The sequence below is a fragment of the Methylorubrum zatmanii genome, from assembly GCF_014845115.1.
Classification (GTDB): domain Bacteria; phylum Pseudomonadota; class Alphaproteobacteria; order Rhizobiales; family Beijerinckiaceae; genus Methylobacterium; species Methylobacterium zatmanii.
In genome coordinates this window covers 1-12,737 of the sequence record NZ_NKUI01000184.1, presented here as the reverse complement: position 1 = coordinate 12,737, position 12,737 = coordinate 1, and the positions used below count along the sequence as shown (strand labels likewise).

13 protein-coding genes are annotated in these 12,737 nt (G+C 69.3%); 7 read left to right on the top strand and 6 right to left on the bottom strand.

The window, feature by feature from the left end; all coding sequences use genetic code 11:
* On the bottom strand, nucleotides 1-236 hold a 236-nt coding region (locus tag MZTS_RS19665; RefSeq protein ID WP_192285116.1), incomplete at its 3' end, for a kinase/pyrophosphorylase.
* Nucleotides 237-942: 706 nt separating this feature from the next.
* Between MZTS_RS19665 and hemE the strand changes: the two genes are divergently transcribed.
* The 4 genes from hemE to MZTS_RS19645 all read left to right on the top strand — a co-directional run bounded on the left by hemE (nucleotide 943) and on the right by MZTS_RS19645 (nucleotide 3,320).
* Entirely contained in the window at nucleotides 943-2,013 is a 1,071-nt protein-coding gene (gene hemE, locus MZTS_RS19660) for a uroporphyrinogen decarboxylase (protein WP_192285115.1), read from the top strand.
* Complete coding sequence (locus tag MZTS_RS19655) at nucleotides 2,010-2,459, top strand: NUDIX domain-containing protein (protein WP_192285114.1); 450 nt, start codon at nucleotides 2,010-2,012, stop codon at nucleotides 2,457-2,459. The genes hemE and MZTS_RS19655 overlap by 4 nt, the downstream gene beginning before the upstream one ends.
* Nucleotides 2,452-2,892 carry a protoporphyrinogen oxidase HemJ gene (gene hemJ, locus MZTS_RS19650; protein WP_192285113.1) on the top strand — a complete coding sequence of 147 codons (441 nt, stop codon included), beginning with the start codon at nucleotides 2,452-2,454 and terminating at the stop codon, nucleotides 2,890-2,892. The genes MZTS_RS19655 and hemJ overlap by 8 nt, the downstream gene beginning before the upstream one ends.
* An 86-nt stretch (nucleotides 2,893-2,978) precedes the next feature.
* Entirely contained in the window at nucleotides 2,979-3,320 is a 342-nt protein-coding gene (locus MZTS_RS19645) for a lysozyme inhibitor LprI family protein (protein WP_009864170.1), read from the top strand.
* Nucleotides 3,321-3,460: 140 nt separating this feature from the next.
* Here MZTS_RS19645 and hisG read toward each other — a convergent pair whose 3' ends face one another.
* The 4 genes from hisG to MZTS_RS19625 all read right to left on the bottom strand — a co-directional run bounded on the left by hisG (nucleotide 3,461) and on the right by MZTS_RS19625 (nucleotide 7,173).
* A complete protein-coding gene (hisG, locus tag MZTS_RS19640; protein ID WP_192285112.1) occupies nucleotides 3,461-4,438 on the bottom strand; it encodes an ATP phosphoribosyltransferase in 978 nt (325 codons plus the stop codon).
* On the bottom strand, nucleotides 4,435-5,577 hold the full coding sequence (locus MZTS_RS19635; RefSeq protein WP_192285111.1) for an ATP phosphoribosyltransferase regulatory subunit: 1,143 nt from the start codon (nucleotides 5,575-5,577) through the stop codon (nucleotides 4,435-4,437). Before MZTS_RS19635 ends, hisG begins: the two co-directional genes overlap by 4 nt.
* 88 nt (nucleotides 5,578-5,665) lie before the next feature.
* On the bottom strand, nucleotides 5,666-6,553 hold the full coding sequence (locus tag MZTS_RS19630) for a TIGR01459 family HAD-type hydrolase (protein ID WP_192285110.1): 888 nt from the start codon (nucleotides 6,551-6,553) through the stop codon (nucleotides 5,666-5,668).
* A 107-nt stretch (nucleotides 6,554-6,660) separates the two neighbouring features.
* A complete protein-coding gene (locus MZTS_RS19625; RefSeq protein WP_343068809.1) occupies nucleotides 6,661-7,173 on the bottom strand; it encodes a TetR/AcrR family transcriptional regulator in 513 nt (170 codons plus the stop codon).
* A 269-nt stretch (nucleotides 7,174-7,442) separates the two neighbouring features.
* Here MZTS_RS19625 and MZTS_RS19620 point away from each other — a divergent pair, with 269 nt between their 5' ends.
* Complete coding sequence (locus MZTS_RS19620; RefSeq protein ID WP_192285108.1) at nucleotides 7,443-10,859, top strand: acyl-[ACP]--phospholipid O-acyltransferase; 3,417 nt, start codon at nucleotides 7,443-7,445, stop codon at nucleotides 10,857-10,859.
* A 201-nt stretch (nucleotides 10,860-11,060) separates the two neighbouring features.
* On the opposite strand, the gene MZTS_RS19615 is transcribed toward MZTS_RS19620, so the two are convergent.
* The gene (locus tag MZTS_RS19615) at nucleotides 11,061-11,318 is read right to left on the bottom strand and encodes a type II toxin-antitoxin system Phd/YefM family antitoxin (RefSeq protein WP_192285107.1); all 258 of its coding nucleotides are present in this window, start codon (nucleotides 11,316-11,318) and stop codon (nucleotides 11,061-11,063) included.
* A gap of 110 nt (nucleotides 11,319-11,428) precedes the next feature.
* Between MZTS_RS19615 and MZTS_RS19610 the strand changes: the two genes are divergently transcribed.
* Nucleotides 11,429-12,115: a DsbA family protein gene (locus MZTS_RS19610; RefSeq protein WP_192285106.1), complete on the top strand. Its 687-nt coding sequence runs from the start codon at nucleotides 11,429-11,431 to the stop codon at nucleotides 12,113-12,115.
* Nucleotides 12,116-12,409: 294 nt separating this feature from the next.
* Nucleotides 12,410-12,592: a hypothetical protein gene (locus MZTS_RS19605; protein ID WP_192285105.1), complete on the top strand. Its 183-nt coding sequence runs from the start codon at nucleotides 12,410-12,412 to the stop codon at nucleotides 12,590-12,592.
* Nucleotides 12,593-12,737: the final 145 nt, after the last annotated feature.

The following is a 12,737-nucleotide window of genomic DNA, read 5'->3' as shown; positions in this document are numbered from 1 at the left end:
GCCTCCTCCAGGCGCTCGACCAACTCGTGGCCGACGAGGGTGTAGAGCACGAGCCCCGGCGCCGCCCGGATCTCGGAGATGACCCGTTCGAGCTGCGTGCCCGAACGCACCAGAGGATAGACGTGCTCGATGGCCGAGATGCCCTCGTACTGCACCGCCGCGGCGCGCCCGACATTGATCAGGGTCTCGCCGGTCGAGTCCGAGACGAGGTGGAGATGGAAGTAGCTGCGGCTCATCGTCGGCCCGTCTCTGCGGTGACGCATCGGTCGAGGCGGCCTCGCCGCCCCGACCGGATGATTAGAGCATTTTACGGCGCGAGGGCGATGCCGAATTGAATCGCTGCGCGGGCAGCCTGCCGGGCGGCCCTGTTCCGGCCGATCGAACGATCCCCCTGCCGGGCTGCGGCGAGAGCGGCGCTCAGCACGGCAGGACGCCGAGCCCGGCACCCCAACATGGCGCACGTGAGATTCGTCAGAAAATCCAGGGCCTTGGGGAGATTCGGTCGGACCTTGCCCCTCCCTCTATCCCCAGAGGGCGTCCGAGGAGTCGATCACTGGGGAAAAACCGGCCCGGCGGCACGAGGGGGGCGGAGCGGTCCTAAAACCGTCGACTCCTCCCTCAACACGCAGATTGCGCGCCCAGACGGAATCCGCCCCAATGGGAGAATCCGGGACCGGGACGGCCATCAGGGCAGGGAGCCCCATGCAAGCCCCTGGTGAGCTTGGCCTATCGCAGACATTAGAGCCAATCCGTTAAGAGCCGATTAACGGCGCGGCTGTGGGGAGGGCCTGTGGACGCGCTTGCGGCACCGCCATCCAACGTCCAAGAGAAAAAACAGAGATTCTAGAATCTCTCTTTCTTTGAAGAGGGCCGGGGTGGGGATGGCGAGGTCGCGACCTCTCCGGCCAAGCGCCTCGGGCAAGCGACAGGACACGGACATCCATGGCCGAAGCCAGGAAAGCGGACAGGCCAGTGCTGCGGGTGCTGTCGGGGGAAGCGATCTCCCCTCCCCCCGCCTGGATGATGCGCCAGGCCGGACGCTACCTGCCGGAATACCGGGCGACCCGGGCGGAAGCCGGCTCCTTCCTCGACCTCTGCTACAATCCGGCCTTCGCCACCGAGGTGACGCTGCAGCCGATCCGCCGCTTCGGCTTCGAGGCGTCGATCCTGTTCTCCGACATCCTCGTGGTGCCCCACGCGCTGGGCCAGGACGTGCGCTTCGTCGAGGGCGAGGGGCCGCGCCTCGACGCCCTCGAAGGCCGGGCTCAGTTCGACCGCCTGCGGCAGGCGGGCGACCCGGCGATTGTCTCGCATCTCGCGCCGGTCTTCGAGGCGGTGGAGCGCATCCGGGGCGCCCTGCCCCAGGAGACCACCCTGCTGGGCTTCTGCGGCGCTCCCTGGACCGTGGCGAGCTACATGATCGGCGGACGCGGCACGCCGGACCTCGCCCCGGCGCGGGCGCTCGCGGCCTCCGATCCGGCGCTCCTCGACGCGCTGCTCGACCGGCTGGTGACGGTGCAGACCGAGTATCTGATCCGGCAGTTCCGCGCCGGCGCCGACGCGGTGCAGATCTTCGAGTCCCATGCCGGCGTCTTGCCGGACTCCAGCGACGGCGATGCCCTGAAGCGGTTTTCCCTCGGCCCGATCGCGCGGATGGTCGCCGGCATCCGGGCCGAGATCCCGGACGCGAAGATCATCGTCTTCGCCCGCGGCTCGGGGCTCGACGGCCATGCCCGCGTCATCCCCGAGACCGGAGCCGATGCGGTCGGCGTCGATTGGGGGGTCGATCTCGCGGCCCTGCGGGCCCGTGTGCCGGCCACGACGGTCACCCAGGGCAACCTGCACCCCGAGACGCTGATCGAGGGCGGGCGGGCCCTGGACGCGGCCGTGGATGCCATCCTGGCGGCGACCGAGGGCGTCCCGCACATCTTCAATCTCGGCCACGGCATCACGCCGCAGACGCCGGTCGCCCATGTCGAGCAGATGCTCGCCCGGCTGCGGGGCAGCCGGTGAGCCGCATCCGTGTCGCCGCCCTGGCGCTGATGCGGCAGGACGGAACGGGCGAGGCGTTGCTGGTGGTGCGCAAGCGCGGCAGCACCCGCTTCATGCTGCCCGGCGGCAAGTTCGAGGGCGCCGAGACGGAGACCGCCTGCCTCGCTCGCGAACTGCACGAGGAACTGGGCCTCACTTTCGATCCGGATACGGCGATCAGCCTCGGCCGTTTCGAGGCGGAGGCCGCCAACGAACCCGGCCACATCGTCGAGGCGGTCGTCTACCGGCAGCAGGCCGCGCCCGGCCTGAACCCGGTCTGCGGCGCCGAGATCGAGGAAATCGGCTGGCTTGCGCTCGACGACGGGGCGGTCGATCCGGCGATGCTGCTCGCGCCGCTCCTCACCCGAGAGCTTCTGCCGCGCCTCTGCGCGGCATCCCCGTCGCGGAGTCCCTCACCCGGTGCTTGAGAGTCTGTATCCCTGGATCAAGGCCTTCCACGTGATCGCGGTGATCGCCTGGATGGCGGCGATGCTCTATCTGCCGCGCCTGTTCGTCTATCATGCCGCCCTGCCGGCGGGCTCGCGGGTGCAATCCGAGACCTTCAAGGTCATGGAACGGCGCCTGCTCAAGGCGATCATGACGCCGGCCATGATCGTGACCTGGATCCTCGGCCTGTGGCTCGCATGGCAGAGCGGTTTCTACGCCGCGCCCTGGCTCCAGGCGAAATTCGCCCTGGTGCTGGCGATGAGCGGCATGCACGGCTTCCTCGCCCGCACGGTCAAGGACTTCGCCGCCGACCGCAACACCCGCGGCCACCGCTTCTACCGGGTGATCAACGAGGTGCCGACGCTGCTGATGATCGGCATCGTCATCCTCGCGATCGTGAAGCCCTGGAGCTGATTCTTTTGGCGGGGCCCGGCACTGCCGGGCGGCCTCGCGTGTTGGAAGGGCCAAGCGCGGCCGTTGCCCGCGATGGAGTGTGTCCGATGCGTCTTCCCTGTCTCATCCTCGCGCTGGGCGTCTTGGCGGCTTCGCCCGCGACGGCGGCGAGCTTTTCCTGCGCCAAGGCCGAGACGCCGGACGAGAAGACCATCTGCGACACCCGCGCCCTCAACGACCTCGATGTCGAGATGGCGGTGCGCTTCGACATCCTCAAAGACCTGCTGCCGATGGGCAACCGCACCAAGATGCAGGAGGATCAGGAGGCTTGGCTCAAGGACCGCCGCGCCTGCGGCACGGAGGTGGCCTGCCTGACGGCGGCCTATGAGGGCCGGCTGAAGGTGCTGAGAGGCGTGCTGTCGGAATTCGCCAAGCAAGGCGGCCAGTAGACGCGTCTCTCCCATTCACATCCTCATCCTGAAATGCCGCGAAAGCGGCCTCGAAGATCGTCCAGGGATCTGGAGGATCCTTCGAGGCCGGCGCTAGGCGCCGGCACCTCAGGATGAGGCGATGGATGGGAGGCTCTGTCTCAGAGACGCGCGAGCAGCCGCTCCGCCAGCGGGTTCTCCGCCGCGAAGGCGTAGTCGATCCGCCGCACGCTGACCGCCCGCGCCCCGGCCTGCACCAGGGCGTCGGAGAGATCGAACACCGCCTCGGCGGGGCAGCGCAGCACGATCTCGCCGTCCGGCCCGCGCGGGGCGCCGTAGGGCAATTCGGCCTCGTGCAGGCCGGCGAGGGTGGCGAGATCGATCTCGCCGGATTCCGGCAGACCCGCCCGCACTTCCCGCGTGGTGCGGGCGCGCTCCTCGGCGGCGATGCGGCCGAGCACCGTGCGCAGGGCCGTCCGCGCCGTCTCGCCCCAGGGCGCCTTGAGCGAGGCGACCAGATTGGCTTCCGAGCGCAGCATCACCCCGTCGTCCAAGACCTTCAGGGCATTGGCCGCCAGCGTCGTGCCGGTGGTGGTGATGTCGACGATGATCTCCGCCGAGCCCGCCGCCGGTGCGCCCTCGGTGGCGCCCAGGCTCTCGACGATGCGGTAATCGGCGATGCCGGCCTCGGCGAAGAAGCGGCGGGTCAGGTTCACGTATTTGGTGGCGATGCGCATCCGCTTGCCCTGGCGCAGGCGCATCTCGCTGGCGACCTCGTCGAGATCGCTCATGGCGCGGACGTCGATCCAGGCCTGGGGCACCGCCACCACCACGCTGGCATGGCCGAATCCCAGCGGCGTCAGCAATTCGACGCTCGCGCCCGGATCGGGCAGCATCTCGCGGATCAGGTCCTCGCCGGTGACGCCGAGATGGGCGGCGCCGCTGGCGAGCTGGCCGGCGATCTCGGAGGCCGAGAGGTAGCGCACCTCGACGCCGGGCAGGCCGGCCAGAGTGCCGCGATACTCACGGGCGCCGGCCTTCTGCACGAGCTTCAGGCCCGCGCGGGAGAAGAAGGCGCTCGCATTCTCCTGAAGCCGGCCCTTGGAGGGGACGGCGAGAACCAGGGGCCAATCGCTCACGCCACATCTCCTTCTGCGCAGCGCGACAGCCAGAACGCGCAGCCCACCGCCGGCAGCGGCACCGGGCTGCCGAGCTGTTGCAGCAGGCCGTCGTAACGGCCGCCGCCGACGAGGGTCGGGCCGCCCTGCGGGCCGGTCACCTCGAAGATGAAGCCGGTATAGTAATCGAGATTGCGGGCGAACCCGCCGCTGAAGCGGAAGCGCTCGACCGGCAGGCCCCGCGCCGCCATGAAGCCGGTGCGCTCCTCGAACAGGGCCAGCGCCTCCTCCAGACCGGGATGGGTCAGACCGGCCTCCCGGGCCAGCGCCCGCACCGAGGCGGCGGCGTCGTCGGGATTGCCGGAGACGGCGCAGTAACGCTCGATCAGGTCGCGGTTCGTGGCATTGAGCCCGGCTCCGCCCTGGGCCTGGGCCGAGGCCTTGGCGAGGAAGCGCTCGGCGATGGCGCCGGCGCTGCGGCCGCCGACCTGCGAGATTCCGGCGATCGAGAGCACGTCCTCCACGAAGGCGCGCACCGCCCCCGCATCCTGTCCCTGGATCGCCGCGAGCAGGCCGGCATGGCGGTCCTCCGTCTGCGCGGCGTTCGCCACCTCGTCGAGGGAGCGCCCGGCGGCGATGGCCCGCAGGGTGCGGCGCTTGGCGACCGGCGGAACCTGGAGCGCGTCGAGGAAGGCGTGGGTCAGGCCCATATCGCCGAGGCGCACCGCGCCATCGGAGCGGCCGAGCAGGTCGAGTCCTTCGAGGGCGAGCCCCAGCACCTCGGCATCGGCGGCCGGGGTGTCGGTGCGGCCGATCGATTCAATGCCGGCTTGCAGGAACTCGTCGGGCTCTCCCGCCGCGAGGCGGAAGACCGGGCCGAGATAGCTGTAATCGGCGCTCTCGCCCGGCCGCGTCGCTTGGTGCAGGCGGCAGACGGGGATCGTGAATTCCGGCCGCAGGCACAGCTCGGCCCCGGCCGCGTCCTGGGTCACGAAGATGCGGCGGCGGATGTCCTCGCCCGACAATTCGAGGAACGGCTCGACCGGTTGCAGCACCGGGGGCGATGCCGGCCCGTACCCGCAGGCGGCGAAATGCGCCGCCAGCCGCCCATGGCGTTCCGTCTCCGCCCCGCTCGGGCCGCCTGCCTCCGGTCTCGTCATGGGTCTGATGTCGTTCCGTGTGATCCGCGTCCCCATAGCAATCATGGGTGCGGTTGGCGACCTTGGCCGCGTCTGAACTCCGGGAGATCTACCAGATCAAGCGTTCGATCACCGCATCGGGCCGGACCGGCTGGCTCGAGAGCCATTCGGACACCTCGCCGAGGCTGTGGTGATCGGCCGTCACCCCTAACTCCTCGGCATGGATGCCGCGCGCCACCAGGATCGAGGGGATGCCGTAGGCGCTGGCTCCGGCGATGTCGGTGCGGATCGCATCGCCGACCGCCACCGTGCGGGCGAGGTCCGGCGGGGGCAGGCGGTCGAATTCACCGGCCATGGCGCGCGCGGTCTCGTAGACCGGCCGATAGGGTTTTCCGGCATAGACGACCGCGCCGCCGATCTCCTCGTAGGCCTGGGCGATCAAGCCGGCGCAGGGGATCAGCTTCTTGTCGCGCTCCACCACGAGGTCGGGATTGGCGCAGATCATCGGCACGGCGCGGGCGCGGAAATCGGCCAGCGTCGCGCGGTAATCCTCGGCCGTCTCGGTATGGTCGTCGAACAGGCCGGTGCAGACCACGCGCTGCGCCTCCTCCGCCGGCACCAGGGTGAGGTCGAGCCCGTCGAAGACCGGCGCGTCGCGCTCCGGCCCGAGGTGATACACCCGCTCGCCGGGATGCTCGGCGATCAGCCGCCGGGTCAGGTCGCCGGAGGTGAGGATCGCGTCGTAGGCCTCCCGCGGAACGCCGTAGCCGTCGAGGATCGTCTGCACGCCCTGCCACGGCCGGGGGGCGTTCGAGACGAGGATGACCCGGCGCGGACGCGGACCGGGCAGGGCGCGGAAGCGGATCAGCGCCTCGCCCGCCGCCGCGTGGCCGCGCGTCCCGTCATGCAGCACGCCCCAGACGTCGCACAGGATCAGGTCGTAGCGCTCGGCGACCTCCTCGAAGTGCTGCAAGGTCGGGACGGAGGGATGGGTCATCGAGCAGGATCCGGTCGAAAGGGCGGGCGCTGGCGGGCTCTATACCCGTCTTCGCGTCGCGCTGAAGGTCGTGTTCCTTCTCCGGGACGGGAGAGAGCGAAAGTCGGTCAGCCGAGAAACCGCCCCACCAGCAATCGCGCGAGATCGCGCGGCGGGTCGGGGGTGAGCACCGCGAGCTTGCCCGAGGTCGAGAGCGAGGCGAGCCCGTGCAGGGCGGCCCAGAGGGTGGCGACCGCCCGGCGGCGCTCGCCGGAATCGGTGACGAGCGGCGCGAGCACCGCGTCGACGAGCCCGACCGGCTCGGCCAGGGCCGCCGCGTACCAATCCGGAAACGGCTGGTCCGGCGCGGCGAGATGCTCGAACAGCAGGCTCCAGACCTTCGGATCGGCGGCGACGAAGACGAGATAGGCGTCGGCGAGGGCCAGGGCGTTGTCCCGCGCGGTTCGGTCCGGTGCGATCGCCGCCTGCATCGCCGCGTGCAGACGGGCCAGCGTGCGGGCATTGACCCGCAGCACCACCTGATCGAGATCGCCGACCGCGTTGTAGATCGAGTTCGGCGCGTAGCCGATGGCGGCGGCGAGCCGCCGCATGCCCAGCGCGCGGAATCCCTCGTTGCGCACGAGGCTCTCGGCCGCGCCCGCGACGAGGGCGAGGAAGCCCTCGCGGTCATGCTCGCCCCTCGGGCCGCTTCCCCGTGACCGGCCTGCCAAGTCCGCCCCACTCCCGGATCGCCGTGCGTGCCCGCACGCGACGTGGCGGTAGATTGCACAGCGTGCAAAATCAAGCTTGCCGACGCGTGCCGCAGAGATATTTTGAACGTCGTGCAAACCTCCGATTTGACGCCTCGCCGATGCGCAGGCAGTCATGCCCGGAGCCGGGAGAGACCACGATGTTCCGCACGCTGATGACCACGCGGCGCTTCGCGCCGCTGTTCTGGTGCCAGTTTTTCTCCGCCTTCAACGACAACTTCCTGAAGAACGCGCTCGCCCTGCTGATCCTGTTCCAGGTGAGCGCCGGCAGCGGGGAGAGCGGCGGCGTTCTGGTGACGCTGGCGAGCGCCGTCTTCGTCGGCCCCTTCTTCATCCTGTCCGGCCTCGGCGGCCAGCTGGCCGACCGCTACGACAAGGCCCTGCTCGCCCGGCGCCTGAAATTCGCGGAGATCTTCGCCGCCCTGCTCTCGGTGCTGGGCTTCTGGCTGCATTCGGTGCCGCTGCTGTTCGCCGCGCTCGGCCTGTTCGGAATCATCGCGGCGCTGTTCGGGCCGATCAAGTACGGCATCCTGCCCGATCACCTGAAGCGCGAGGAACTGACCGCCGGCAACGCTTTGGTCGAAGCCGCGACCTTTCTGGCGATCCTGCTCGGCACCATCACCGCCGGCCTCGCCATGGCCATGGGCGGCCATGCCCTCGGGCTCGGTGCCGGGCTGATGGGCATGGCCGTCCTGTGCTGGCTCTCCGCCCGCATGATCCCGGCCACCGGCGAGGGGGCCCCCGACCTGAAGGTCGATGCGAACGTCGCCCGCTCCACCGTGGCCCTGCTGCGCGACCTGTGGTCCGACACGCGGCTGTGGCGCGGCTCGGTGATCGTGAGCTGGTTCTGGCTGGTCGGCGTGGTGATCCTCTCGCTCCTGCCGGTGCTGGTGCGCCAGACGCTGAACGGTACCGAGATCGTCGCCACCACCCTGCTCGCGATCTTCTCCGTCGGCATCGCGGTCGGCTCCGGCCTCGCCTCCTGGCTCGCGAGCGGGCGCATCGTGCTGCTGCCGACCCCCGTCGGCGCGGTGCTGATGGGCCTGTTCGGCCTCGACCTCGCCTGGACGGTGTCGCATCTGCCGCCGCCGTCGGGCGAGCCGATCGGCGCCTGGGACTTCATCACCAGCGGTTCGGGCCTGCGCATCGCCCTCGATTTCGCCGGGCTCGCCGTCGCGGGCGGCCTCTACGTCGTGCCCTCCTTCGCGGCGGTGCAGGCCTGGACCGAGAAGGCCAAGCGCGCCCGCGTCATCGGCGCGGTCAACGTGCTCACCGCCGCCTTCATGGTCGGCGGCACCCTGGCGCTGGCCGCGCTCCAGGGGCTCGGCCTCTCGATGGCGCAGCTCCTCGGGCTCGTGGCCGTGCTCAACCTGATCGTCGGCGCGGTCATCCTGAAGACCCTGGCGACCAACCCCTTACGCGACGCGCTCTCGATCCTGTTCCGCGCCGTCTACCGGCTCGAAGTGAAGGGCCTGGAGAATGTCGAGAAGGCGGGGCCGAACGCCATCGTCGCCCTCAACCACGTCTCCTTCCTCGATGCGCCGCTGGCCCTGTCGCTGCTCGACAAGGATCCGGTCTTCGCCATCGACCACGGCATCGCCCAGCGCTGGTGGGTGAAGCCGTTCTTGAGCGTCGCCAAGGCGATGCCGCTCGATCCGACCCGGCCGCTCGCCACCCGCACCCTGATCAACGCGGTCAAGAGCGGCGAGACGCTGATCATCTTCCCCGAGGGCCGGCTCACGGTCACGGGCAGCCTGATGAAGGTCTATGACGGGGCCGGCCTGATCGCCGACAAGTCCGGCGCCATGGTCGTGCCGGTGAAGATCGACGGGCCGGAGCGCACCGTGTTCTCCCGCCTCAAGCGCGATCAGGTGCGCCGCGCGTGGTGGCCCAAGGTGACCGTGACGATCCTGCCGCCGGTCCGGCTCCACGTCGATCCCGCGCTGAAAGGCAAGAACCGCCGCCGGGCGGCCGGCGCGGCGCTCTACGACATCATGTCCGATCTCGTGTTCGAGACCGCCGCAATCGAGCGCGGCGTCTTTTCCGCGCTGATCGAGGCGGGCGAGCGCCATGGCTGGCGGCGCACGGCGCTGGAGGACCCGGTTTCCGGCGCGATGAGCTATGCCCGCCTGGTGATGGGCGCCAACATCCTGGGCCGCAAGCTTCAGGCGCTGCTGCCCGAGGCAGGTAAGCCGGTCGGGCTGATGCTGCCCAACGCCAACGGCGCGGCGGTGACGTTCTTCGCCCTCGCCAGCGCCGGCCGGGTGCCGGCGATGATCAACTTCTCCGCCGGCCCCGCCGCCGTGCTCTCGGCCTGCAGGGCGGCGCAGGTGGACACCATCCTCACCTCCCGCGCCTTCATCGAGAAGGGCCGCCTGACCAGCCTGATCGAGGGCATCGAGGCGACGGTGCGGCTGATCTATCTGGAGGATGTGCGGGCGGGCGTCACCACGGGCGACAAGATCCGCGGGTTCCTGAGCCCCCGCCGCCCGCTGGTGGCCCGGCAGGGCAGCGACCCGGCCGCGATCCTGTTCACCTCCGGCAGCGAGGGCACGCCCAAGGGCGTGGTGCTCGCCAACCGGTCGATGCTCGCCAACACCGCGCAGGTGGCCGCCCGCATCGATTTCGGCCCCCGCGACAAGGTGTTCAACGTCCTGCCGATCTTCCACGCCTTCGGGTTGACGGCGGGGCTGGTGCTGCCGCTGACCTCCGGCGTGCCGGTCTATCTCTACCCCTCGCCGCTGCATTACCGGATCGTGCCGGAGCTGATCTACGGCTCCAACGCCACGGTCCTGTTCGGCACCGACACCTTCCTCACCGGCTATGCCCGGATGGCCCATTCCTACGACCTGCGCTCCCTGCGCTACGTCGTGGCCGGCGCGGAAGCGGTGAAGCAAACGACCCGGAAGATCTGGGCGGAGAAGTTCGGGCTGCGCATCCTGGAGGGTTACGGCGTCACCGAATGCGGGCCGGTGCTCGCCCTCAACACGCCGATGTTCAACCGCTTCGGCACGGTCGGCCGGCTGCTGCCGGGCATCGAAGCCCGCCTCGAACCGGTGCCCGGCATCGAGGAGGGCGGGCGCCTCGTGGTGCGCGGGCCCAACATCATGCTCGGCTACCTGCGGGCGGAGAAGCCCGGCGTGCTGGAGGCGCCGCAGGACGGTTGGCACGATACCGGCGACATCGTCGCCATCGATGCCGACGGCTTCGTGACGATCAAGGGCCGGGCCAAGCGCTTCGCCAAGATCGCGGGCGAGATGGTGTCCCTGGCCAGTGTCGAGGCGCTCGCCGCCGATCTGTGGCCCGAAACCCCGAGCGCGGTCGCCGCCGTGCCCGATGCCCGCAAGGGCGAACGCCTGATCCTGTTCACCGAGGCCAAGGACGCGACGCGGGCCGCCTACCAGAGCTTCGCCAAGGGCCGGGGCGCGGCCGATGTCGCCATCCCCGCCGAGGTGGTCGTGCTGGAGAAGCTGCCGATGCTCGGCACCGGCAAGGTCGATCAGGTGAGCGTGACCAAGCTCGCCAAGGAGCGGGCGGCGACGGCGGAGGCGGCGTGAGGGTCGGATGGGAGCCGATCCGGTTGCCCCGTGCATCGCGCAGCGCTGCCAGGGTGCTGCGAAGCGGCTTCGACCGATCTTCCGGCGCCCGTGGTGTGATCCTTGGAGGATGCTTCGAGGGCAACGCGTCGCGCCGTTACCTCAGGACGAGGGCGCCCATGGGAAAGGCGAACGATGGCCCATTCCTCATCGAACCGTCGATCACATCGGCAACCCATCGTCTCCGTAGAGAAAATCCTGGCTGTGGGCCGCGTCCGGCTCAGCGAGCATTCTCGAAGCGGCAGAGTGTCGGATCTCCTTCAACAACGACCGCCGCGCTCGGCGATCCGGCGCAGCCCTGATCGGCTCGGGATGGGTGTTTGTTCGATTGTTCTGCGTCGGAACGATCTCCTCGCCCGCTTCGGCACGTCGAACGAGATCGGGCAACTGCCTTTCGGCGTCTGCCATGGACACACACATCGGCTACTCCTCTCTCTATGGTCGGACGTCGCAGCCGCCCAGGAAGTCGAACTTAAACCATTCTTGCCTCTATCCTCGGCCGCACCTACCGCTGGTTCCGGTCATTGCCGATGCCCCTCTCCCGCCGCCGCTTCCTCGCCTCCTCGCTCGGTCTCGCTGTGGCGAGCCCCGCCGTTGCGCAGAGCTACGGGCAGTTCTTCAAGGTCGAGAACGACGAGGGCCGGCCCGTCGCCAACATGCGGTTGCCGGGGGAGATCACCGGACAGATCCAGGAACTGCGCGGGGTCACCTATGTCGGGCCGCGGGAGGCCGAGGTCACACTCTACGAGTTCTTCGATTATAACTGCCCCTATTGCCGCAAGGCCGCCGCCGACATGACGGCGCTGGCCGGGAGCGATCCGGCCCTGCGGATCGGCCTCGTCCACAACCCGATCCTCTCGCCGATGTCGGCGCAGGCGGCCAAGGTGTCGCTGGCGGTGCAGCGCAAGCTCGGCTCCGCCGCCGCCTTCACCTTCTATGGCCAGCTTCTCGCCACCAGGGGCCAGATCGACGGGAACAAGGCCCTCGACCTCGGTGCCAAGCTCGGTGTCCCGCGCTCCGAACTCGAAGAGATCGCCGACAGCGACGCGGTGCGCGAGGCGATGCGCGCCCATATGCACATCGCGGCCAATCTCGGGCTGACGGCGACGCCCTCCTACGTCCTCGGCAATACCGGCGTTCTGGGTCATCCCGGCGTGAAATCGCTGGCCAAGATGATCGCGGCGATGCGGCGCTGCGATCAGATCGCCTGCGGGTAGAACGTGTTCGCCCCGGTCACGGCCGGCTGGCCTGACGGGACGGTCTGATACGGAGTCCGCTTGATCGGAGCGGGTTGCGTCTCAGCCGGTCCGCGCCGTGTTTGAGCGAAGCCCAAATCCGCCATCCCGAAGGGATCGAACGGATTTGGGATGACATTCGCTCCCTCTATCAGGCGGGTGCGCTACCGCATTCCGTGGCATTGAAAGTCACCGTATTCGATGGATGTCGGAATGTCGGTGTGATCGCTTTCCGGTCTTGAAACAGCTTTCGGCTGGAGAGAGGATCTGATCGTCATGCACGTGAATAGCGATACCGTCGACCAGAACAGCGAGCAGGATCTGGAACGCGATGTTTCCGCGTCTCCTGCACCTGGGAGCGATGCCGAGGAAGCTGTGCTCACGGACGCCGACATGGATGGGGTGGCCGGCGGCTTCGAATTCTTCCCAATTCCGAAAATCGTAAAGAAGCGGATCTAGCTGCTCCGCGTGCGCAGCGCTCTGGACCCGGACCGATGACAAACCCCGTCCGGGTCGTGCGCGCGGGTCCATACCGCCTCATGCTCGCGCCATTGGACGCGCGGCGCGGTCTCGGCCGAGACTGGGCCGCGCGTCCAATGGCGCG